The sequence below is a fragment of the Pseudoalteromonas sp. J2K-J979 genome (assembly GCF_058169715.2).
In genome coordinates this window covers 2,606,015-2,627,821 of the sequence record NZ_CM200281.1, presented here as the reverse complement: position 1 = coordinate 2,627,821, position 21,807 = coordinate 2,606,015, and the positions used below count along the sequence as shown (strand labels likewise).

The window sequence follows — 21,807 nt, the reverse complement described above, 5'->3', positions numbered from 1 at the left end:
AAATAATTTAGTCGAAGGAACAGTAGAATGAGCAATATCCCTAGCGAATTAAAATACGCATCTTCTCACGAGTGGGTTCGCGATGAAGGCGACGGTACGTTCACAGTAGGTATCACGGAGCACGCGCAAGAACTTTTAGGTGATATGGTATTTGTTGAATTACCAGACGTAGACGACGAAGTTGATGCTGGTGAAGACTGTGCAGTGGCTGAGTCAGTAAAAGCGGCGTCAGACATCTATGCACCAATCGGTGGTACAGTGGTCGCGATCAATGAGCTACTTGAAGATGCGCCTGAAACTGTTAACTCAGATCCGTACACTGACGGTTGGTTATTCCGCATTAAAGCATCAGACGTGTCTGAGCTTGATAACCTACTAGACGCTGAAGGTTACGAAGCATCTATCGACGAAGAATAAGCTTTTCTTCGACTATAAAAGCCCCAAATTAGGGGCTTTTATAGTTTAGTTATTTAGCTTATTACACGCTAAATACAAACTAAGTAATTGTTAAAATTACACAAGATTTAAAATGTCGTGTTTAACCCCATTTTAAAACGGCATTGCTGTTAGCAAGTTAACCAATCTAACTTGCAACATTAATTTTTTTTGGATTAATAGGAATCTGGACTAATGTCACACGCCAAATCTCTTGATCAACTCGAGCAAAAGCAAGATTTTATCCGTCGCCATATCGGCCCGGACGCAGCACAAACTGCAGCCATGCTAGCTGAATTAAATGTATCAAGTGTTGAAGAGTTAATCGCTCAAACTGTGCCTGCAAGTATTCGTTTAGAGCAGGGCTTAACAGTCGGTGAAAGCCGCACTGAAGTTGAAGCGCTTAGTTACTTAAAGTCGGTTGTATCTAAAAATAAACTATACAAATCATACATCGGCCAAGGGTATCACCCGACATTAGTACCGAACGTTATTTTACGTAACGTACTTGAAAATCCAGGCTGGTACACCGCGTACACGCCGTACCAACCAGAAATCGCACAAGGTCGTTTAGAGTCACTGTTAAACTTCCAAACCTTATCGATTGATTTATCAGGGTTAGATCTTGCCAGCGCGTCATTACTTGACGAATCAACTGCGGCGGCTGAAGCAATGGCTTTAGCAAAGCGTGTTGCAAAAGCGAAAAAAGCGAACATTTTCTTCATCGCTGACGACGTGCACACTCAAACAATTGACGTAGTGGCCACGCGTGCAGACCAGTTTGGTTTTGAAGTGGTGGTTGCTCCTGCGGCCGACGTAGCGAACCACGACATTTTCGGTGCGTTATTCCAGTACCCATCGACTTCTGGTGAAATCGTTGATGTTCAAGGGTTAATTGAAACGGTTCACAGCAAAAAAGCCATCGCCTGTGTTGCAGCAGACATCATGAGCTTATTATTACTGAAATCACCGGGTTCATTAGGTGCAGACGTAGTGCTTGGTTCTGCGCAGCGTTTTGGTGTACCTATGGGTTATGGTGGTCCTCACGCGGCATTTTTTGCCACCCGTGACGAATACAAGCGCTCATTACCAGGTCGTATCATCGGTATTTCAAAAGACCGTTTAGGTAACGATGCGTTACGTATGGCGATGCAAACACGCGAGCAACACATTCGCCGCGAAAAAGCCAACTCAAACATTTGTACAGCACAAGTATTACTGGCCAACATGGCTGCGTTTTATGCGGTGTACCACGGCCCACAAGGCTTAAAAGTGATTGCAGAGCGCATTCACCGTTTTGCTGATATTTTAGCGGCAGGTTTACAAGCAAAAGGCGTGAGCTTAAAGCACAACACATGGTTTGATACCATCACGCTGACGCAAAACAAAGACGAGATCGTCGCGCGCGCATTAGCGGCTGAAATCAACTTTGCGACCAACCACGACGGTGAGCTGTCTATTTCAGTGAACGAAGAAACCACTCGTGAAGACATCGCACAGTTATTTGATGTAATCTTAGGCGAAGGCCACGGTTTAGATGTCGCAGCACTGGATGCGGCAATTACAGCTAATGGGTCTGAGTCAATTCCTGCGGCATTGGTTCGTGACGATGCGATTTTAACGCACCCGAACTTCAACTCGTACCATAGCGAAACAGAAATGCTTCGTTATATCAAGCGTTTAGAAAACAAAGATTTATCATTGAATCACTCTATGATTTCATTAGGTTCATGTACCATGAAACTCAATGCAACCGCAGAGATGATCCCTGTTACATGGCCTGAAATTGCCAATCTTCACCCATTCTGCCCGCTAGACCAAGCAGAAGGTTACCAAATCATGATTAACGAATTACATGATTGGTTAGTGAATATCACCGGTTACGATGCCGTATCACTGCAACCAAACTCAGGTGCACAGGGTGAATACGCTGGTTTAATCGCGATTCGCAAATATCACGAGTCTCGTGGTGATGCGCACCGTAATGTGTGTTTGATCCCAAGCTCTGCGCACGGTACTAACCCAGCGTCTGCGCAAATGGCCAGCATGAAAGTAGTAGTCGTTGCTTGTGATAAAAACGGTAACATCGACATGGCAGACCTAAAAGCTAAAGCTGAATCGGTTGCTGAAAACTTATCGTGCATCATGGTGACTTACCCATCGACTCACGGTATTTACGAGCAAAACATCAAAGACGTGTGTGACATCGTGCATCAGCACGGCGGTCAAGTGTACATGGATGGCGCGAACATGAACGCGCAAGTTGGCGTAACAAGCCCAGGTTCAATCGGCTCAGACGTATCGCACTTAAACTTACACAAAACATTCTGTATTCCACACGGTGGCGGTGGCCCAGGTGTTGGCCCAATTGGAGTTAAATCACACTTAGCGCCATTTATGCCAAACCACAGCGTAATTAACGTACCGGGTACAACCAAAGGCAATGGAGCCGTGTCTGCAGCGCCTTACGGCTCAGCGGCAATTCTACCTATTTCATGGGCATACATCACCATGATGGGCAGCGAAGGCTTAAAACAAGCCACAGAAATGGCGATTGTGAATGCAAACTACTTAACTGAAAAGCTAAGCAAGCATTACCCGATTTTATATCGTGGTCAAAACAACCGCATTGCGCATGAATGTATTGTTGATTTACGCCCATTAAAAGAAGCTTCTGGTATCACAGAAATGGACGTTGCAAAACGCTTACAAGATTATGGTTTCCACTCTCCAACAATGTCGTTCCCAGTAGCGGGCACATTAATGATTGAGCCAACTGAATCAGAAAGCAAAGTTGAAATTGACCGTTTCATTGAAGCGATGGTGTCTATCAAAGGCGAAATCGATAAGATCGTGAATGGCGAATGGACAATAGACAACAACCCACTGGTGTTTGCACCGCACACACAAGGTGACGTACTTGGCAATGAGTGGGATCGTGCATATGACCGTTTCTACGCTGCCTTCCCAGTGCCAGCAGTGGCGAAAAACAAATTCTGGCCAACCGTGACGCGCATCGATGACGTATACGGTGACCGTAACCTAATTTGTTCGTGCCCACCGGTAGACAGCTACGCTGAATAATTGAAATTTTAAAATTTTGATTTGATAAAAAAGGTAAACCTCGGTTTACCTTTTTTGTTGGGCGAAATGTGTGATTGTGATATTGGGAGTGTAGGTGCAAGCCCGCTTTTTGTAGGTTGGGCTTTAGCCCGACAGTTTTTTAAAAGCCGTTTTCAAATAAACATCTACTTTTAAAATTGAAAAACCACTTTTTAAATTAGCACTGTTGTCGCGCTGGCGACTGCAGCCAGAGAGGGGCTAGCGCTCACCCCTCTCTGGACTCACCCAGCGCCACCGACATCATGCTTAATCCTTCAAATAATTAATTGATGTGAATGTAAACGCCATGAAAGTACATCCATATACAAGCATGGCTTATCTCGCATCCATGCGCGAAATTACTCATCAATGATTTATTTTCAGGGCATGATAACGGGGAATTTATCAGTACCTTCGTTTGCTTTGAAATTGGTTGTAGGTGCAAGCCTGCTTGTGAAAGCGGGCGCAGCTCGGCCGCTGTTTCTTTAAGATAAATTAAATTATTTAGTCAAAGGTAAAAAGCAATCCCATTGATTCTTCTTTTGAGTCTAGGGCTGCACAATGCAAGACTTGACCCTGATGGACTCTCGACTGTTTAATCTTGGATATTTATCAAGAATATCACCAAGCATTTCGATACCTTGTCGATAGCTGACAAACAACGACCCACTGGCTTGTGCAATATTTTCGTCACTATTGAGTAATTGCATAAAACGGTCGAGTCCTCGGTTACGCTCTTCTGCATTAACGCTAGCATCAGAAAATTCAGTTAATAACCTACTAGCACGTTCAAGCATGGCTAAATCTTGAGAAAGGTGTAACTCTTGATCGACCAAGTTTTTTTGCTTAGCTGATAAATTTTGCATTTGACCATTAAGATCATGCAATTTCGCCTCATGTTGGTCATGCTGGGTGTTAGCCTGATCACGTTCTTTACTCAATCTTTTTATATAACCTGATAGCTCTTTGGCTTTTGCTTCAACCGCGGGGATTTGCGCAACGGCATCGTCAATTGTTCGACCAATCAGATAATAATTATAAAATGGTACCCAAAAATATTTAGCCAGGTCGAGACGACGCTGCTCTAGCTCGTGTTTTTTATCATGCAGTTGTTTTAACTTATTCTTTTCTTGTTCTAATTGATCTTGGAGCTGAGCAATGTTGGTGTCTATTTTAGCAAGTTCTTGTTGATTTTGATTAAGTTGATTTTGCTGGTCATCAATAGCTTTGGTCAGATTAACCTGTTGTTGATTGATTTGAAGATATTGATCGCGTTTAACTTGAACAAGATGTTGAACTTCAAAACTTTTTTCATCACAAGCAATATATAGTGAATGTAATATTTGAAATATTTCATCGTTGGTTTTTTTAGCCCGTTCGCCAGATTGGTCTGCCAGCGCATCGGCTTTGTTAAGCAAGGTTTGACACGCTGCTTTAGCGCTTTGTTGATTAAAGTCTAATGCTTTCAAAATCCCCTCCTTTTATACTGTTTCAGCTTCACGAGCATCTTCACTAACCACCTTGGTCGCTTCTCCATCAATGACAGCGGCCTTATTGTCAATGGCTTTATCGATACTCTGAACTTCTTCTTCCAAAATATTTTTAAGTTTTAAACAAAGCTGTTGTACATCGACACTTTGTTCGAAACTCTTTTCTAAGTCGTCTAATATTTTAACCATATGAAAATGCGTGATTTCATTCAAGGCAGACAACGCAGCCCACGAGCGCACTAAATTGAATAAGCTTGATTGACAAACTTCATCAATAACCCCCTGCATTTCTTTAAAATCACTGTCTTGAGCAAGCGTAACATTATTGGTTAAGGTGTTACCTTTTTCTGAAAGCTCATGGCACTTATCTTTAATGGATGTCCAAAATCGTTTTATGCGATTAAACGATACTAAAATCTTTTGCATGGTTTGTGCAGTAATACGCAGTGCTTGAATTAATTGGTCTAATTGCGCATTCGCTTTATCTGCTTGCTGAAGTTCTACAACAATTCCCGCCAACTCAACTACCACATCACGACGCTCTTTCTGTAATACACGGCGTTCTTTAATTATTGACTCTTCTTTATTACTCAGTGCTTCAAGCTCTGTTTTAGCTGATTCATGAAATTGTTCCATACTCGCTGATAAGGACGTTAAGGCGGCCCCTGCTGCACTAGCTGCTCGCTTTGTTTCTTCACTCGTCACTTTCGAACGGGCGACTTTCTTTGCAGACAAATCAATTTTTCGCTGTTGGTCTTTACTGTTGTTCAAGGCTTCATCAAGTGTTTTTTGTTTCGCTTCAATGTCGATTTCAAGCTCACTAATACTTTCCTTGAGTTCATCAATCTTAGTTTTATCTGCGGCTTCAGTATCATCTATAGAAGGTAAGTCAGCTAAGTTTTTTTTCAGCCCTGGTAACTTATTTTTTGCATCAGACAGTGCGTCTTTTTTCTGCTTAACCTGCTCTTCAATTTCCTCGTGGGCGTCAACTAGTGCATCATGCTCTGCTTGTATTTCTTTGTATGTATCTGAAGCGGCTTGCTGGTCTTTCTCTGCTTGCGCTGCCTTTTCTTTCTGTTTATCAACTTCTTTATCTGCTTGGTCAACTTTTTGCTGAATGCGAGAACTAGCAGCTAAGTTGCTCATCCCTCCAGTGCTGTAATTTGCATAAGCATTTAAGCCGGAGCCTACGGCATTTCCCACCGCTCCAACGATACTTGACCAAAATGCTCGAGAAGAAGCAGCCTCTAGCTTTTTCTCTATCCGTTTTTCATCTTCTAAAACATCACTAATCGCAGTTTCTAATTCCGTTTCTCGTGTGGTCAATTCAACCTGACGTTGGCGTTGTTTCGCCATTTGAGCTTCTAACTGACGCTGGTTCTCTTTCTCTGTAACGTCTTGTTCAACACATTGTTTGAAAGCTGTGTCAGCTTGATCCTTTAACCCAGCAGATTGTTTTACAAGGTTGTCTGTACGCGCTTCCATTTCTAAGGCGTAACGTGAACAATCAGAAATTTCTTGCAGCGTAGCCACAAAGTGCTGTTTGACTTGATTTTGAGCCGTTGAAATACCTTCAATTTTTGCTGCAATAGCCGGTTTAATTTTATTGACCGCTAATTTAAAAGCAAAAGCTGATGACTTTACTTCACTCGTAGGTTGTTCAAGGTTTTTCGCGATAATGTTTAGTTCTTCATATAAATATTCAAACTCATCGCTATTACTCGCCGTGCCGCTAGCTTCAATTAAACCATCCAGTTGACTATCCCATAAGTCATATTGAGTTCGATCACCAACCTCTATGCGTTTGATGCGATCTAACATCATACCTGCGCTTGATAGTTTAAATAGTGCTAACTGACTTTTGTCTTTAAAATTCAATATGCTGCTAGTAGACTCACTGACTAAACTTAAATACCCCGACTTTATTTGGGCAACAACGGGGGCACAGCTAAGCCCATGATTAAAACTATTTTGATAAGCAAGCGCAACTAGGTCAACGGCTTGCGTTAAATCGCGAACCGTTGCAGCAATATTGGTTGTTTGATCAAACTCATTAAATAACTTTTGAACGGCACCATCGGCATATAACGCTTTAATATTCTCTTGAGTATTTGGAATGGTCGTTAACGTTAGCTCAATATTTTTTATGGCGGGTAGTTGCTTGCTTAATTTTATATTCATTTTATCTTTCCTTTGATATTAATAAATAAAGGCTTGTCACCTCTCCTACTTTTCATGTTTAAGCTGCATTAAGTGGTAAATCTAAATTGTAATTCCAATGATAATGAAAAATCACCGCTTTGCATGCCGACGCGTCGACTCTGTAAACTAAATAGCCGTTTCCACTATTAATTCTTACTCTAAAAACACCAGGATCTTGTTCAACCTTATCTGCGCTGATAACTTGACTTAAGGCCCGAATCAACGCTGCCTTTAATGTTTGGTCATCTGCGGTCGCATGGTTCTGTGCAGAAGACGCTTTATATAAGGTATACGTTTCACGATCATCACTGCCATTTAAATAGACTTGAGCTGTATTAGTTAATAATTCCATTGTAATCTCCATTTAGTTTTGCTGTTTGCTCCAGTTAAATTGATAACATCATCGTTTATCTAACTGAGTGTTCAATTTTTTGTGGTAACTCATTAAGTGCCGGAATTAACTTTAGTAGAAGAGTGGAAGCTAACGTATTACAGACTATTACAGCAGGAAAAAGCGTAATGAGCAGTTGTTATGCCTTATTATCAGCTTTACGGGGTTATATTGGTTTTGTAACCCTCCCATAAAATCAGAATCTCGTTATTAGAGTTTTCCTTTAAACTAAAACCAACGGAGCACCACAATGAAAAAACAACGACTCACTGAAAAAGAAAATCAATGAAAATCAAAGGGGTCAAATCTTGACTTCAGACATCAAAGGTCTAGGTTTATAGTTTACTGCTTATTGAGTGAGTTGTTATGTCTAGGCCCTTACGAATAGAGTATGAGACCGCATTTTATCATGTCATGAATCGTGGAAGAGGGCGTGAAAATCTGTAAGTTTGGTCATCTAAGGTGTGGCTGTATAAATCAGTGGTCAAATAGTTATTTCTGCAACTGATCTTTAAGATACATTAGTTGCTGTTTGTGACGTCTTTTATATCTTTTGATAACAAGCGCACTTGTTCTAAGTTGCTTACTAAAAAACAACATCGTTAGCAGTAAATTTAGAAAAATCATAAAGGCTGATATATTTAAACCATAAACAGGATGGGTGTGAAATGCAGGGAATATGATTATAAATAACGCATAAGTAGAGATCAAAACCGCTGTAAGGCCCAGAGTTTTATAAATTTTTATGACCCATGTTTTTCCAATAGACAAAAGTACACCCAGTGTTATACATGCGCATACTCCAGTGAAAAAAACAATTATTCGAGGAGCTAAATCTTTAACGGATTCATAAGGCCAAAGAACTATTAATATTAAGAATGCCGCTGATGAGTAGCTAAGAACACTAGCAACGATAGACAAAGCGCAAGTTAAGCTATATTTTAACTTGGGAACAGAGTCACTGACAGGGAGATCTTCAACCTTCACTTTCTAAGCTCTCATAAACACCAATTGCAATTCCTTTTATTTCGCCATTAAACGCACTGCCAGTAAATGCTAGCGCGGAAGCTATTGAATCTCGTAAACGAGCTCTTAGTTCATTATTAATTTGTATGTTATTAAACCTCTTTGGTACCGCATTAATTTTAAGCATTTTTTTAAGCATTTTATTTGATATCCCAGGTACTTTAAGCCTTATTATTTCTCTAGTTATTCGACTTCTCTCTTGCCTACTTTTATTTGCTAATAGTTGTTTAAAACTGACACCACTAGAGTTTGCAATTTTGAGAGTTCTTACCGCGATAGCACTTGCAGCCGTAGCCCCAGCTAAGGAGATATAATCTAAAGCTTTTGCGGTGTTTACATACCAATCTTCAGAATCTAGCCAATTATTAAATTCAGGGAAAAATTTCTCTGCACTACTTCTCATTACTCCGTTCGCGCATTGGAGTGTTGTTGCAGACGCTGCACTAAAGGATAAAACAGAGACTGCGGCGCTACTTCCAAAAGATATTGGTGTAGCTACACCTGAGGCAACAAAAACAATCCAAGAAATTATAGCACCAGTACACGCAAAAACTGTCCCTGTTATCTCGGATACGAACTTACTCTCACTAGGGTTAACTGAGCTATGTTTAAGTGCGTTCGCAAAATCTTTTTTATTTGTATATTTTGGAGGTTCTCTAAGAATTAAAAAACCGAAGGGGTCAAATCTTGACTTCAGACACCAAGGGTTTAGATTTATGAATCAAAGGGGTCAAATCTTGACTTCAGACATCAAGGATCTAGATTTATAGTTTACTGCTTATTGAGTTAATTGCTATGTCTAGGCCGTTGCGAATAGAGTATGAGAACGCATTTTATCATGTCATGAATCGTGGAAGAGGGCGTGAAAATACCTTTTTGAGCGATGACGACTTTAAGTATTTTTTATATTGCATTGAGCAAGCAAGCCTTCGCTTTAATATTGAGGTGCATTCATATTGTTTAATGACTAATCATTACCACCTGCTAATTAAAACCCCCGATGCTAATTTAGGCCGAGCAATGAAGCATATTAATGGCCTTTATACTCAATACTTTAACAGAACACATAATACAGATGGCACGCTGTTTAGAGGGCGCTACAAAGCGGTGTTGGTGGATGCCGATAACTACTTATTGCATGTTAGTCGGTATATACATCGTAATCCAATTGAAACGAGCACCCCGTTGGTAGATGTTCTGGCTAAGTATAAATGGTCTAGCTATTCAGCGTTCATTAAAAGGGGAGCGACGCCTAAATGGCTCGTTCGAGATTTTATATTTTCGCTGCAAGGTAAAAAGCGTCAATATGCAGCTTATAAGCAGTTTGTGGAATTTGAAAACAACAAAGAAATAAGTGCTTTTTATGGTGCTAAAAAATTATTGTCGGTGCTCGGTTGTGAGGGCTTTATTGAAAACATAAAGGACTATATTGCAACATCAAATAGCGAAAAAAAGTTTGTTAGTAAAAAGCATTCAGCAGATGATGTAATTGCTTACGTAGCTAAATATTTTAGTGTTGAGGTAGGTGGCATAGTAATGGTTAAAAAGGGGCGAAAAGAGAAAAACTTACCCCGTTGGTTTGCTATTAAATTGTGCCAAGATTTAACGGGATTAAATTTGCAGGCATTAGCAGATATTTTTAATGTTAAACACTATTCGGCGATATCGAAAACCGTCGGTAGATTAAATGCGTTAATGATTGAAAATAAGAAGGTTGAATTACAATTGGAAGAGCTACGAGGTTGCTTGATGGGTGAAGTCAAGATTTGACCCCTTTTTCTTTGACCCCTTTTTCTTTTATTCAACGGTGAGTCGGGCGGTTACACGATACAATACCTGACCCCGTCGGCGTTTGCTGAATTATTATGAGTATCAAGCAAAAGTCACTTTATCTTTACTCGCGCCCGTTTTTTCTTCACTCACTGATTTTGCAATAATTGAATGGCTGTTGTAGGTTGTCTCCTTTGCAGTAACGCGCATAAGGAAAGCAATGAGTAGCACCATTAAAATTTTGTATGTTGAGGATGATATTGCCAGTGCGCAGATCCTAACGCTTTATCTTGAAAAGCAAGGCTACCATGTTAGCCATTTTGATAACGCAGTCGATGCGCAGCGAGCATTAGATAACTTGGCATTTCAGTTGGCTATTTTCGACGTGATGATGCCTGGGGGCGATGGTTTCTCTTTGTTAAAGTGTGCAACCAATAAAGACATTCCTAGTATTATGGTGACAGCTAAGGTATCGGAAAGGGACCGTATTCATGGCTTTGATTTAGGAGCTGATGATTATGTGTGTAAACCCTACAGCCCAAGAGAAGTGGTGTCGCGTGTACAAGCATTACTCAAACGGAGTTACAAGCATACAGGTGCACACCAAGTATGGCGATGTGGTCAGTTAGAGATTGATAGTGATGCCAAATTGGTTAGATTGGCAGGTGAGCCTATAAAACTCACAGCAGTTGAATTTGCGATACTGGTTAGTTTAGTTACCCATGCAAAGCGAATTATTTCGCGAGAGCAATTAATTGAGCTGGTGTGGCAGGGGCGCAGTGATATTACTGATAGGGCTGTTGATACTCATTTAGCCAATTTACGCAAAAAATTAGGTGATAGTAAAAAAGACCCAACCTACATCGCCACGCACTATGGTCAAGGCTATCAGTTTATTGCGAGTAAAACACAATGAAGCTACGCACTAAGTTTACGTTGTTAGTTGCGAGCTGCACCTTTGCACTTTTAGGAATCTACTACTTTTTAAGTGTGTACTCAGCAAGTAATGCATTCGTAGAGTTTAACCAAAGAAGTGTCGTACAAATGACGACAGAGTTATTAGATAATGATGATGTTGAAGCACATCTGAACACTCTGCCAGCCAACACGACTGTTGAGCAGCAGTTTAGTGCGTTATCTAACGCCTTTGCTGAGCAGTTGTTTATATTAGTGAAAGGTGGGCAAATTATTCTCCCCTCGGCAGAGGCCAATTTACGCCTTAAGTATATTCCTGTAGAGCGCGGGCATCAGTTTAAAATTGCTCAGTTAAATCAGTCACCATTATTAATTCAATTTAGCCAAGATCAGTTATTAATCAGCGATGCTACGGGTGACTATGCCTTGTTTTGGTTACCAAAAAACATGTTGGAGCGAAAGCATCAAGAGTCTTTGTTGATGTCGCGTTTGTCCGATGCATTTATGCTGAGTTTACTCGGGTTATCGCTGCTTGCTGCGCTGTTGTCGTGGTTGGGGGCATGGTATTTTTTAAAGCCACTAAAGCAGCTTAAATACAGTTTTAAAGACATCGAAAATGGCAAATTAGAAACACGTATTAACGTAACCAAGCACGATGAAGTGGGTGAAATTATGGCGAGTTTCAATCGTCTTGCGACTTGGTTGCAAGGTTTGCATCAGCAATATCGACAAATGAATTCAGACCTATCTCATGAACTGCGGACGCCACTCAACGCAATACGTTCGCGCGTTGAAGCAATGGAAGATGGAATACTACCCATGGAGCCAGAGCAGCTAAGAATACTCGGTAAAGAGGTTGACTCGCTCAGCCAGCTAGTAGATGACTTAAGCCTGCTGTCGCTCACCGAATCAAACCAACTTAGGTTACAAAATAATAGAGTTGAAATAACGCAGCTTATTACCGATTTGATGGCAAAGTACCAACTTCAGGCAAATGCCCTTGGCATTGATTTAACCGCAGATTTAGCACTAGATGTGACGCTACACACTGATGGTAGAAGGTTAAGGCAAATCTTAGTTAACTTACTTGATAATGCGTTTAAATATGGCGCAGCAGGAAAGGTTATTAGGGTAACTTTACAGTCTTTTGCTACACACATTGATATCGTAGTGGAAGATAAGGGCATAGGCATGACTCAATATGAGCTCGATAATATTTTTGAGCGATTCTACCGCGCACAAACGTCACGCAACGATTTTAATAGCCTTGGGCTTGGGTTGCCAATTTGCAAGCAACTTGCCGAACTGTTAGGTGCAGAACTGACAGTGGAAAGTGCGCCTAATCAAGGGGCTCGGTTTTCATTAAGGTTTTTTAAAAAATCTTGATAATTGCTTAACAATTGCTTTTTAAAGTACACCTAACAACAGCAAATAAGAACACAACAGGTGATTTATGAAAGCAACTTTAAGCGCAGTAGCCATGGGTATTTTGGCTTTTTCAAGCAATGCAAACCAAGTAAAAACGCAGTCGGTTACTATGCCGATACAGCTAACACAATATGGTCATGTTATGGTGGATGCGCAGTTAAATAATACCGACACTGTACCTATGGTTTTGGATACCGCAGCCACAGCAGGCGTTATTTCAAACAGCCTATTAGCCGAATTGGCCTTGCCAGAAAGCGCGCTTGAACAAGAAGAAGTAACGAGTGCAACAAGTAAGAAGATGTTGACACTCGCTAAGGTTAACAACACGCGAGTTGGCCTTACGTCAGTCACCGATCTTCCTTACGTTACCCAAGATCTCAGTGTGTTGACAACTGCGCAAGGAAAAGTGCCGGGCATTCTAGGATATGGCTTTTTAGAAAAATATTGCACAGTATTCGACTTTACTAAAAACGAAGTCACTTTTTATGAGCAAACCTGCTCTGAGCAAGTTACTCAAGATTTAAAGTCGCAAGCGTTTTGGCTTGATGAAGAGTTTGTTAAATTTAAAGTTGAGTTTAATGGCCACAGTGTTGATGCGGTATTAGATACAGGCTCGCCTGTAAACATTATCAACTCACATTTATTGGCAAAGCTTGATGTAGAGCAAAAAGACAAAGATTATCTTAAGGGTTTGCATGGCAAAGCAATACAAAAACAAAAGTTAGGCGAGGTAAGATTCAATATTGGTGAGCATATAATCAACAGTGTTAAAACAATTGCATCAGATATGCCTGTATTTAAAAAGCTTGGCTATGAGAATGAGCCTATGCTACTTATGGGACTGGCAGATTTTAAAGGTGGTAAGTTGGTTGTTGATTATCACGCCAAGCATATTTATTTCTAAGAAGACCAATTTTGGGGGGACAATTTCGCGAAACTAATGGGTAACCCTTTTTTTCTTTTCTGACTCATTTTTCTTTAATGGGGTGGAGCTACATTTGCACCTTCTTAAAAAGAAAAAAAGCACCTTAAACAGGTGCTTTTTTCTTATTTAATGCGTCTTAAAAATAATAAGCCAGCTAAGAAAGACAACCAGAGCGGAAAGCTTCCGCCTGAGCTTGAGTCAGAAGAGTTGGGTTCTGGTGTTGGTTTTGGGGCTGGCGTCTCAGTAGATGTTGCTTGACTAAAGTTTGCTGTAATGGTCGCATTGGCGTCTTTGTTAAACCCACAGCCGACATATGAGCTCATCGAGTAGTATTCAAACTTATTGCTATTGAATTCCCCAGTGGCAATGTCATGCAGTCCATCTGCATCAAAATCATCAATGGCGACAGCAGTCAAGCCATCATTACCCGTTGCTATTTCTTGTGTCGCTGTAAAGGTATTTGCGCTTGCTGCAAAAGCAACTCTTAAACTAAAAGGGCCATAATGAGCAGTGACAATATCTTGCAGTCCGTCTTTATCTAAATCAGCAAAACCTGCACCATATGGTGCACGACTCGTATCAACCACATTTAATGCGAAATTATCTGATTCTGAATAAGTCGCGACTTGTTTGTGTGAAATTTCCGCCGACACGATTGTCAGTTTTCCTTCATTATCTAAATAAGAGTCTAAGGTAATGCCTCCTCGTTCAGCTACCACTTGGGTTTCTTTGTATTGGTCACCTTGCCTTTTATAAATAGCTGTTTTCTCGTTAGAAATACTATTTACCAATTTAAATAAATCACCACTCGTATCTGCAAAAAAACTAGAAATTACTAACTTTGGATGCTCTGAATCTTGCGACTTGAAGGCACTAAATGAATAAGGTTTTACACCCGATATTTTTACATCTTCAGAGAAATTTAAATGACCATTTCCGTCATTTAGATAAACTTTGATCACTGAAGCTTCATAGTCACTGACTAATAAATCTTCATAACCATCATTATTCCAATCGATGCTGTCTAGCGCAGCAGGGTAGATTAAATTTTGAATAATTGTTTTAGGTTCAAATTCGCCATTTCCCTTATTTACGAATTGGGTAATTTCGCCAGAAAAAAGACTAATGCCAAACAAATCTGGTTGCCCATCATTATCAATATCTAACACTTGTAAGGTTTTTGCCCCTCCGTTGATATTACTTACTCGCTTTGGCGATTCAACAAATTTTGCGCCTTTGCCATAGTCACACATATGGCCTGACCAATCAGAAAATCGACTTGCTGTGGCAGCATTAGGCTCAAACAAAACACGACTATTGGAAGTATTGACTTTACAGTTATCGGAGCAAGTTGCATCGCTGTATTTTATTGTTCCGCTGTTGTTTACAGTAAGGTCTATCTCACCAGCAAAACAATTCACAGACAAACACAATGTTATTAATGACACTTTAGTTTTCATTTTTATGCCTATATCCAAGGGAAGTGTTTTTCAGCATGAAAAATTAGTGACCTAATTGCAATGAAGAGTTTATAAAGTTAGTATTGAGAAACTATATAGATATAATTCATGCAGTTATGAAGCACTCGTTCAAGATTTATGACTATCAAATTGAGCCCGCAACCAGTTCGGTAAAATTACTTAATCGCGAATTTAGACTCGAACCTAAAGTCATGAGTGTTTTGTGCTTGTTGGCTCAAGAGCCTGGTAAGGTCTTTAGCAAGGCTGAGATTTTAGAACAGGTTTGGCCCAATCAAATTGTTGACCCTGAACTGGTGACTCGTGCAATTTTTGAATTAAGAAAATTATTTTGCGATGATCCAAAACAGCCCAAATACTTAAAAACAATCCCCAGAAAAGGCTATATGCTTATTCCTGATGGCGTGCATCGTTCAGTCAATCCGGCACACTTAAAGCTCACTTTCAATACTATTCACCTTGCGATGATGCTTTTTATTTTTAGTGTCATAATTACAGGGTTTTATTATTGGACGAATAAAGGTCAAGACTTTGATTACAAAGAGAAGCTGTCTTATTCGAGAAGTGACTCTATGTTTGACTTCATACAAGCACCAACAAATAATTACTCAGTATTTACAGCAGGAAACAAACAAAGTCGGCATATATTCAGAAAAGAACACAATTCAGGAAAAGTAACCCAACTCACAACTAAAGCAGGAAGCTATCACGGATTAGCTTTTCTAAATAACCATTTAGCGACAATAAAGTGTGAAGATGAGTGTCAATTACTTCAATATGTTGATAATCAATGGCTGTCAATCAGAACATTTCAAGAACAGATCTCTGATTTTGTAGTTAGCCCTTATAATGCGTATTTAGCGCTTAACATCCGTGTAAATGGTGCTCAACAAATTGCTTTAACGAAAGTAGGCAACGCGCAAAATGAATATGAATATATCGGTCTGGGTTTAAACGCTTGGAACCCTATATTCGTTGACGATACAACGCTTATTTATATCGCTAATGACGAGCAAAACAAATTAAAGCTGGCACATTATAATGTAAAAAATCATAAATCGACTTTTTTAGACAGCACGCTGACACGAATATCGGCTATTGCACATATAAAAGGCAGCCAAATAGCCATCGCGGGTAAAAACAACAAACTAAATGGTGTGTGGTTATATGACTTAGCTACGGCCAAGTTTAGTTTGATCAAAACCCTCAAACCTGAAGACACCATTCGCGATATGTCTACAGGCCTTGATAATTTGATCCTTAACATTCAAAGCCGCCGACTAGATATACAGACAAAAGGGCATACAACGCTTAATATTGCTCATCCAAGCATCGATTTTAACGGTGTGCTTTCTCATAACCTTCAGCGGTTATATTTCGCTTCAAACCGAACTGGCAGCTATGAACTTTGGAATGCGGACGCATCTGGGAGTGCCAGAGTGTCTGAAGTCGAAGCCGATTTGATTGATAAAGTCATGCTCTCACCATCTGAAAATCTCATTGCTTTTTCTATGCTCTCAAAACAAAAAAAGTTCCTGATTATTTACGCTAACAGTGACAGTAAATTAGTCTCAAAAACAGAGCTCCCCCATGGGTCGAATCTGATTGGCTGGTCTGAATTTGAAGATGAGTTATTTTTTAGTAATAAATCAGCAGAGTCCTATGATTTACTGAGTTTAAATCTGTCTGATAAAAAACTTAAAACCATTGCGCTAGATGCAGGCTATATTGCCACAAGAAATGATAAAGGGCTGATCTATTATGATCTGAACTCAAAGGCGTTGGTGCAAAATAATCGAACTGGACAAAAAAATGAGCTTATTAGGTTCACTGATTTAGGGATTAAAAGCTTACCTTCGTGTTTTAAATTAGACAAACAGCAACTCTATTTTTGCGAGCAACAACAAGATAAGCAAATAGTCTACAGCATTAATATTAGAGATAAAAAGCGACAAGCTATCAGTGAAATTCCTAACGATGTTTTCGTAACTGATATGACACAGTCGTCGATCGTATACGATCACAAAACTCATGGTCATTCGAGTTTATATGAAATTGAACTGTGATAAGACAAGAGAAGAAAAGAAATAGTTGAGCTGTTGCACCTGACATGTGATTTTTTTGGCTCAGAGCTAAATTGCAACAGCTGCCCGTGTAGTTACCCTGTGCATGTCGGAAATATTCAATACTTGGTTTGAGCCACAAGCTATTTTGTTCCCTCAATTATTGAGGAGATAAACGATGACTTTACGTGCAAACTATTTTGGCCTCGCTGCTCCAGCTATGCAGATTTTAATGGAACAGGAAAGTTATTTACGTGATCAGTTTAATGTTTCTAAAAAAGTTACACTTCATGTGTGGGAGTTAGTTAAACTCAGGGTGTCTCAGATCAATCAATGTGCGTTTTGTATCGATATGCACAGTAAGGAAGCACAAAATCAAGGCGAAACTCCCGAACGTATTATCGGTTTGAGTGCGTGGCGTGATATGCCTCTATTTTCACCAACCGAAGTCGCTGCGCTAGATTGGGCTGAGCAATTAACTTTGGGAAAACCAATCGATGATGCATGCTATGATAAAGTGGTACAAGCATTGGGTGAACAAGCCGTTGTCGATTTGACGATTGCAATTAATGCGATCATCAGCTGGAACCGAATAGCTAAAACATTTAAGCCAGAGGTAGGCAGTTATAAACCGTAATAACTCCATTAACAGAGCTTTCAATTTTCGGCTGTCTCAGCCAACGGGGCAGTTGTCTGCTTTTGTGCAGGGAATATGGTCTGCATCTGTAAATCAACCCGATCCGGTAATAAAATCACTGTATTCTGATGCAGGCAGTGGTGTTATTTTTAATCTTGCTGGCGAGATTCAAATTGGTCAGAGTGTGCTGCCGAAAGGTGTGATAATGCTACCTACCAATAAACAGGCACAAAAGATTATTTTGTCTTCAGGAGCGCAACTTGCGGGTATTCGCTTTCACCCAGCAATGGGTTATGGTGTATTAGGGCGGCATTATGATCAACCAACGCTATTACCACCAGAACAAGATCGGCTATATAACCTCTATCAAATTTTTTCTGAACTGCGAGTGCAAAAAGATCACGACAGTCAAATTGACGCTTTGTACTTGTGGGCTGACAGAAATCTGGCTGTGACTAATTTGATACCTAGTTCTTTGCTAAAAGCGTTAGAATGTATCGATCAAGACGATTCGTTGAGTCACCTGAATGAGAGTGTTGAACTGAGTCAACGACAAATTGAGCGCCTTTTTAAACGCTGGTTGGGGATGACTCCTAAACAGTACCAGCGTATTTTAAGAATAAAAAAAGCAGTCTATTTTTTACGCCAACATAGCAAAGTAAATCTGGCGGATGTTTCTCAGTCATTTGGGTTCAGTGATCAGGCTCATATGACACGAGAGTTTCGTGTTATCGCATGTACAACCCCAGGGCAAGTATAAAGAATCATTGGGTTTTAGGTGAGATCCAGCAATAAAGACGATACCAGTCCTCAGATTTAACTTGGCGTGCCGTTGGGTTGTGCTGTAACCCCACCCAGTTTAGTACAGCTTACTAAAAGGCGAGTGTTAAACTCGCCAGTACATATTTGCTGCGTGGTCCGGTTTATCTATGTGGCGGTTCATAAAACGAGTTGGCGCAGCTTACTTGTAAATTTAGAAATATCTAACGATGTGTCATTACAAAATAAAATCGACGCGTACTGCTTCTCAGGAATTCGTTCATAATTAGTGACCGTGCCCAGCCATCCGCCACTGTGGTGAATAATTTGTAGGCCATCTTTTTCAGTAATAAACTGGCCGTTAGCGTATTTGCGGCCTTCAATAGTGATATCAACATTATTTGGGCGCAAAAACTGCGCTAACAGTTTTTTAGGGTGTTGACCCAGAGTAGGGTTGTAAAAATAAGCATCCCATTTAGCCATGTCTTCGATTGAGGTATGTAAGCCGCCATCACCGACCCAAAATAGGTTGGTCATACTGGTGATGTAGTGCCCATTGTCATGTTTGCTATAACCACTGGCGCGGTTTTTAACAATTTCGGTTGGTTCATCGCTAAAAAAGGTGTGGCTCATACCTAGAGGTTTAAAGATGCGGGCCTCACTGTAATCGCGAAGGCTTTCACCTGATACGCGTTCTACCAGCATCGAGAGTAAGAAGTAGGCGTAGTTACTATAGCGGAAAGTTTTGTTTGGTTGATTGCGAAGAGGCAAGGTTTTCACGTAATCGTAAAACTCATTAATTGTTAAATAATCTTCGTTACCTAAGCGAAACTCTCCCCCCATGGTTGATTTAAGGACGAATGCGTCTTTATCTAATTTTTCATCGACAAAGTCGTAATCGCCCATGCCAGCAAAATGTCCTAACATCGCATTAATTGTGACGGGCGTTTTATAATCTCTGAGCTCGGGTAAATAAGTTCGAATGTCTGCGTTTAAATCAATTTTTCCTTCATCGGCCAAAAGCAGAACAGCGAAGCCTGTGAATTGCTTAGAGACAGAAGCTATTCGGTGAACGTGAGAGCCATCGAGGGGCACATTTAGCTCCATATTCGCTAAGCCATAACCGGCTTTGTGGATTAACTTACCATCCTTAATAATGCCAACGCTGCAACCAGGATTATGCGGATTGATATCTTTAAATACACTGTCTATTTGCGCTTTGTCGACTGTCGTTGCATGTGCAATATTACTGGCAAGTAACCCCGTTAAAGCCAATACGCTGAGCGTTGCTTTCATGATTTTCCCTGTCTATCAAAAATTTAAATTACGATAATCTACCTGTTATGTTTTGCCTTGAGCAACAGTTTGTTTGTAACAAAACATTGATTCACCAATCATTTTAAGGAGGGATGGGCGCTTAAATAGACCTTCTATTTTTCAATTATATCGCGGGCACTTGTTTTGGTCGTTTCCAACCAAATCAAGAAAGTTAAGCTATATTGTGAAATTAAGTTGCAAAAAGCCCGTTCATTTAAATTTGAACGATACATAATCAAACGCATCAATATAAGAACGGACTATGAACTTACTAAACTCAATCAGTAAAAAAGTGTTGTTAGGCTACATAGCTATCTTAGCGCTCATTGTTGTCGCTACTTTTATTTTGTCTTCAAAACTGTATATGGTCGACAAATCAAACGATGTATTTATTCAAGCATCCCTCCCTAGTTTGCAAGCAGTAAACACAGCAACAAATAGTGCCAATAAACTGATGATGGCTGCATTCGGTTTGTATGGTTACACCATTGATGCCGATGCATTTAGAGACATTGTCGATACAAACCAAGATAAGCTAAATCGTTCATTGGCTAATATGTCATCATTGCAGGCTTTTTCAGCTGAATTTAAACCGAAACTATTTTTTAGCCGACTCAACGACTTGGCTGTCATAATGTCTGCAGCCAATGTCGATTGGGATGCCGCGCGGGAAAACCTCGCCAGTTTACAGCAAATGATGGATAGCTTTACTCAAGCGATGAATCGGGTTCAACAAACCGTCAAATCAGATGCCGAAGCCAGCGTTGCTGAAGTGTCTCGCGAAATCGATAATATGACTCTTTGGTTGTGGTTAATCATCGCTACGGTACTGGTGGTAACAGCTGGCGCTATTTGGTTTGCTAAAAGTAATATAGTGTCACCCATTTTATCTTTGGCTAATCAAATTGATGAGATTGCGGATTCAAAGGACTTAACTAAAACGGTTGAAGTAAATTCAAAAGACGAAATTAACGTGGCGGCAGCAAGCTTCAACCAGCTACTTGATGCTTATCGTCAAACCAGCAAAAATATTAACGACGCTACGAAGTTAGTATTTGATTCGATTAATTTATTAGATCACAGCAGTAACCACGCTGAAGCGCAAATTAGTCTTCTTAGCAACACCTCGGATGCTTTAGATGAGGGAGTGGGTAAACTAGAACTGGGTATAAGTGATAGTGCTCATCGCTCTCGTTCAGCTTCGCAAAAGGCGTTGGTTGGGGCGGAGCAAGTTGCCAGAGGATCGGCAAACTTATCTCAAACAGCGCGCATTATCGCCGAGCTGTCAAACGATATCCAAGTGTCGGCCGAGATGTTATTAGAGCTAAAAAATGCCGGAGACAAAGTCAGTTCTGTGGTTAAAACAATTGCAGAAATTGCTGAGCAAACTAATTTGCTTGCACTCAATGCGGCGATTGAAGCAGCAAGAGCAGGAGAGTCTGGCCGTGGGTTTGCTGTAGTGGCTGACGAAGTCAGAACATTAGCAACCAGAACGCACACATCAACATATGAAATTAATTCTATTTTAGATCAAATTGTCTCTTCTATATCGTCAACGGTTCAATCGATGGCACATAATCAAAATAAAGCCAGTGACGCCGTTGAAGCTGCGCAAACCACAGTGACATCACTCCATGAGTTAGAAACCACAGTGATGACTTTAAGCGACGAAAATGCCCAGTTAGCCCAGTTAGCACAAGAAAATCATACAGATGCAACTAATATGCGAGCGAGTATCATTGAGGTGAATGGGGCTGTGACTCATGTTAATGAATCAACTGAGGAGACTCGTCAAGCGGCTGCTAACCTCAATGAATTGTCACATTCTCTTAAAGAAATAGTGAGCCAATACAGAACTTAAAAAACTGA

Annotated in this window: 17 protein-coding genes; 10 read left to right on the top strand and 7 right to left on the bottom strand. The window is 40.4% G+C overall.

What is annotated here, in order from left to right; all coding sequences use genetic code 11:
- The first annotated feature begins 27 nt into the window (after nt 1-27).
- Both gcvH and gcvP read left to right on the top strand, forming a co-directional pair.
- The gene (gene gcvH, locus AC3KVK_RS12120) at nt 28-417 is read left to right on the top strand and encodes a glycine cleavage system protein GcvH (RefSeq protein WP_490313133.1); all 390 of its coding nucleotides are present in this window, start codon (nt 28-30) and stop codon (nt 415-417) included.
- A gap of 213 nt (nt 418-630) precedes the next feature.
- Nucleotides 631-3,519: an aminomethyl-transferring glycine dehydrogenase gene (gene gcvP / locus AC3KVK_RS12115; protein WP_490313134.1), complete on the top strand. Its 2,889-nt coding sequence runs from the start codon at nt 631-633 to the stop codon at nt 3,517-3,519.
- Nucleotides 3,520-4,085: 566 nt separating this feature from the next.
- Here gcvP and AC3KVK_RS12110 read toward each other — a convergent pair.
- The 5 genes from AC3KVK_RS12110 to AC3KVK_RS12090 all read right to left on the bottom strand — a co-directional run bounded on the left by AC3KVK_RS12110 (nt 4,086) and on the right by AC3KVK_RS12090 (nt 9,049).
- A complete protein-coding gene (locus AC3KVK_RS12110) occupies nt 4,086-5,006 on the bottom strand; it encodes a coiled-coil domain-containing protein (protein WP_490313135.1) in 921 nt (306 codons plus the stop codon).
- 12 nt (nt 5,007-5,018) lie between these two features.
- On the bottom strand, nt 5,019-7,208 hold the full coding sequence (locus AC3KVK_RS12105; protein ID WP_490313136.1) for a coiled-coil domain-containing protein: 2,190 nt from the start codon (nt 7,206-7,208) through the stop codon (nt 5,019-5,021).
- Nucleotides 7,209-7,266: 58 nt separating this feature from the next.
- Nucleotides 7,267-7,581, bottom strand: a complete 315-nt coding sequence (locus AC3KVK_RS12100; protein WP_490313137.1) for a hypothetical protein — start codon at nt 7,579-7,581, stop codon at nt 7,267-7,269.
- Nucleotides 7,582-8,112: 531 nt separating this feature from the next.
- Nucleotides 8,113-8,607: a hypothetical protein gene (locus AC3KVK_RS12095; protein ID WP_490313138.1), complete on the bottom strand. Its 495-nt coding sequence runs from the start codon at nt 8,605-8,607 to the stop codon at nt 8,113-8,115.
- On the bottom strand, nt 8,597-9,049 hold the full coding sequence (locus AC3KVK_RS12090) for a hypothetical protein (RefSeq protein ID WP_490313139.1): 453 nt from the start codon (nt 9,047-9,049) through the stop codon (nt 8,597-8,599). The genes AC3KVK_RS12095 and AC3KVK_RS12090 overlap by 11 nt, the downstream gene beginning before the upstream one ends.
- A 392-nt stretch (nt 9,050-9,441) precedes the next feature.
- Here AC3KVK_RS12090 and AC3KVK_RS12085 point away from each other — a divergent pair, with 392 nt between their 5' ends.
- The 4 genes from AC3KVK_RS12085 (at nt 9,442) to AC3KVK_RS12070 (ending at nt 13,663) form a co-directional block, all read left to right on the top strand.
- Complete coding sequence (locus tag AC3KVK_RS12085) at nt 9,442-10,416, top strand: transposase (protein WP_490313140.1); 975 nt, start codon at nt 9,442-9,444, stop codon at nt 10,414-10,416.
- Between the two features lie 220 nt (nt 10,417-10,636).
- Entirely contained in the window at nt 10,637-11,332 is a 696-nt protein-coding gene (locus AC3KVK_RS12080; protein WP_490313141.1) for a response regulator transcription factor, read from the top strand.
- Nucleotides 11,329-12,717, top strand: a complete 1,389-nt coding sequence (locus tag AC3KVK_RS12075) for a sensor histidine kinase (protein WP_490313142.1) — start codon at nt 11,329-11,331, stop codon at nt 12,715-12,717. Before AC3KVK_RS12080 ends, AC3KVK_RS12075 begins: the two co-directional genes overlap by 4 nt.
- A 67-nt stretch (nt 12,718-12,784) precedes the next feature.
- On the top strand, nt 12,785-13,663 hold the full coding sequence (locus tag AC3KVK_RS12070; protein WP_490313143.1) for an aspartyl protease family protein: 879 nt from the start codon (nt 12,785-12,787) through the stop codon (nt 13,661-13,663).
- Between the two features lie 143 nt (nt 13,664-13,806).
- Here the strand turns inward: AC3KVK_RS12070 and AC3KVK_RS12065 are convergent, their stop codons facing one another.
- Nucleotides 13,807-15,144 (bottom strand): FG-GAP repeat domain-containing protein, encoded by a 1,338-nt coding sequence (locus AC3KVK_RS12065; RefSeq protein WP_490313144.1) that lies wholly within the window; start codon nt 15,142-15,144, stop codon nt 13,807-13,809.
- Between the two features lie 116 nt (nt 15,145-15,260).
- Here AC3KVK_RS12065 and AC3KVK_RS12060 point away from each other — a divergent pair, with 116 nt between their 5' ends.
- From AC3KVK_RS12060 to AC3KVK_RS12050, 3 genes are all read left to right on the top strand, one after another.
- Complete coding sequence (locus AC3KVK_RS12060; protein WP_490313145.1) at nt 15,261-17,228, top strand: winged helix-turn-helix domain-containing protein; 1,968 nt, start codon at nt 15,261-15,263, stop codon at nt 17,226-17,228.
- Between the two features lie 175 nt (nt 17,229-17,403).
- The gene (locus AC3KVK_RS12055) at nt 17,404-17,862 is read left to right on the top strand and encodes a carboxymuconolactone decarboxylase family protein (protein ID WP_490313146.1); all 459 of its coding nucleotides are present in this window, start codon (nt 17,404-17,406) and stop codon (nt 17,860-17,862) included.
- Nucleotides 17,863-17,914: 52 nt separating this feature from the next.
- Entirely contained in the window at nt 17,915-18,622 is a 708-nt protein-coding gene (locus AC3KVK_RS12050; RefSeq protein WP_490313147.1) for a helix-turn-helix domain-containing protein, read from the top strand.
- A 179-nt stretch (nt 18,623-18,801) separates the two neighbouring features.
- On the opposite strand, the gene AC3KVK_RS12045 is transcribed toward AC3KVK_RS12050, so the two are convergent.
- The gene (locus AC3KVK_RS12045; RefSeq protein ID WP_490313149.1) at nt 18,802-19,917 is read right to left on the bottom strand and encodes a serine hydrolase domain-containing protein; all 1,116 of its coding nucleotides are present in this window, start codon (nt 19,915-19,917) and stop codon (nt 18,802-18,804) included.
- A 283-nt stretch (nt 19,918-20,200) separates the two neighbouring features.
- On the opposite strand from AC3KVK_RS12045, the gene AC3KVK_RS12040 reads away from it, so the two are divergent.
- Nucleotides 20,201-21,799, top strand: a complete 1,599-nt coding sequence (locus AC3KVK_RS12040) for a methyl-accepting chemotaxis protein (protein ID WP_490313150.1) — start codon at nt 20,201-20,203, stop codon at nt 21,797-21,799.
- Nucleotides 21,800-21,807: the final 8 nt, after the last annotated feature.

Excerpts from the sequence above, each read along its gene's own strand:
- AC3KVK_RS12040 (WP_490313150.1), top strand. The coding sequence starts at position 20,201 with ATGAACTTACTAAACTCAATCAGTAAAAAAGTGTTGTTAGGCTACATA.
- AC3KVK_RS12105 (WP_490313136.1), bottom strand. The coding sequence starts at position 7,208 with ATGAATATAAAATTAAGCAAGCAACTACCCGCCATAAAAAATATTGAG.
- AC3KVK_RS12100 (WP_490313137.1), bottom strand. The coding sequence starts at position 7,581 with ATGGAATTATTAACTAATACAGCTCAAGTCTATTTAAATGGCAGTGAT.
- AC3KVK_RS12045 (WP_490313149.1), bottom strand. The coding sequence starts at position 19,917 with ATGAAAGCAACGCTCAGCGTATTGGCTTTAACGGGGTTACTTGCCAGT.
- AC3KVK_RS12055 (WP_490313146.1), top strand. The coding sequence starts at position 17,404 with ATGACTTTACGTGCAAACTATTTTGGCCTCGCTGCTCCAGCTATGCAG.
- AC3KVK_RS12090 (WP_490313139.1), bottom strand. The coding sequence starts at position 9,049 with ATGAGAAGTAGTGCAGAGAAATTTTTCCCTGAATTTAATAATTGGCTA.
- AC3KVK_RS12080 (WP_490313141.1), top strand. The coding sequence starts at position 10,637 with ATGAGTAGCACCATTAAAATTTTGTATGTTGAGGATGATATTGCCAGT.
- gcvH (WP_490313133.1), top strand. The coding sequence starts at position 28 with ATGAGCAATATCCCTAGCGAATTAAAATACGCATCTTCTCACGAGTGG.
- gcvP (WP_490313134.1), top strand. The coding sequence starts at position 631 with ATGTCACACGCCAAATCTCTTGATCAACTCGAGCAAAAGCAAGATTTT.
- AC3KVK_RS12070 (WP_490313143.1), top strand. The coding sequence starts at position 12,785 with ATGAAAGCAACTTTAAGCGCAGTAGCCATGGGTATTTTGGCTTTTTCA.
- AC3KVK_RS12065 (WP_490313144.1), bottom strand. The coding sequence starts at position 15,144 with ATGAAAACTAAAGTGTCATTAATAACATTGTGTTTGTCTGTGAATTGT.
- AC3KVK_RS12085 (WP_490313140.1), top strand. The coding sequence starts at position 9,442 with ATGTCTAGGCCGTTGCGAATAGAGTATGAGAACGCATTTTATCATGTC.
- AC3KVK_RS12075 (WP_490313142.1), top strand. The coding sequence starts at position 11,329 with ATGAAGCTACGCACTAAGTTTACGTTGTTAGTTGCGAGCTGCACCTTT.
- AC3KVK_RS12060 (WP_490313145.1), top strand. The coding sequence starts at position 15,261 with ATGAAGCACTCGTTCAAGATTTATGACTATCAAATTGAGCCCGCAACC.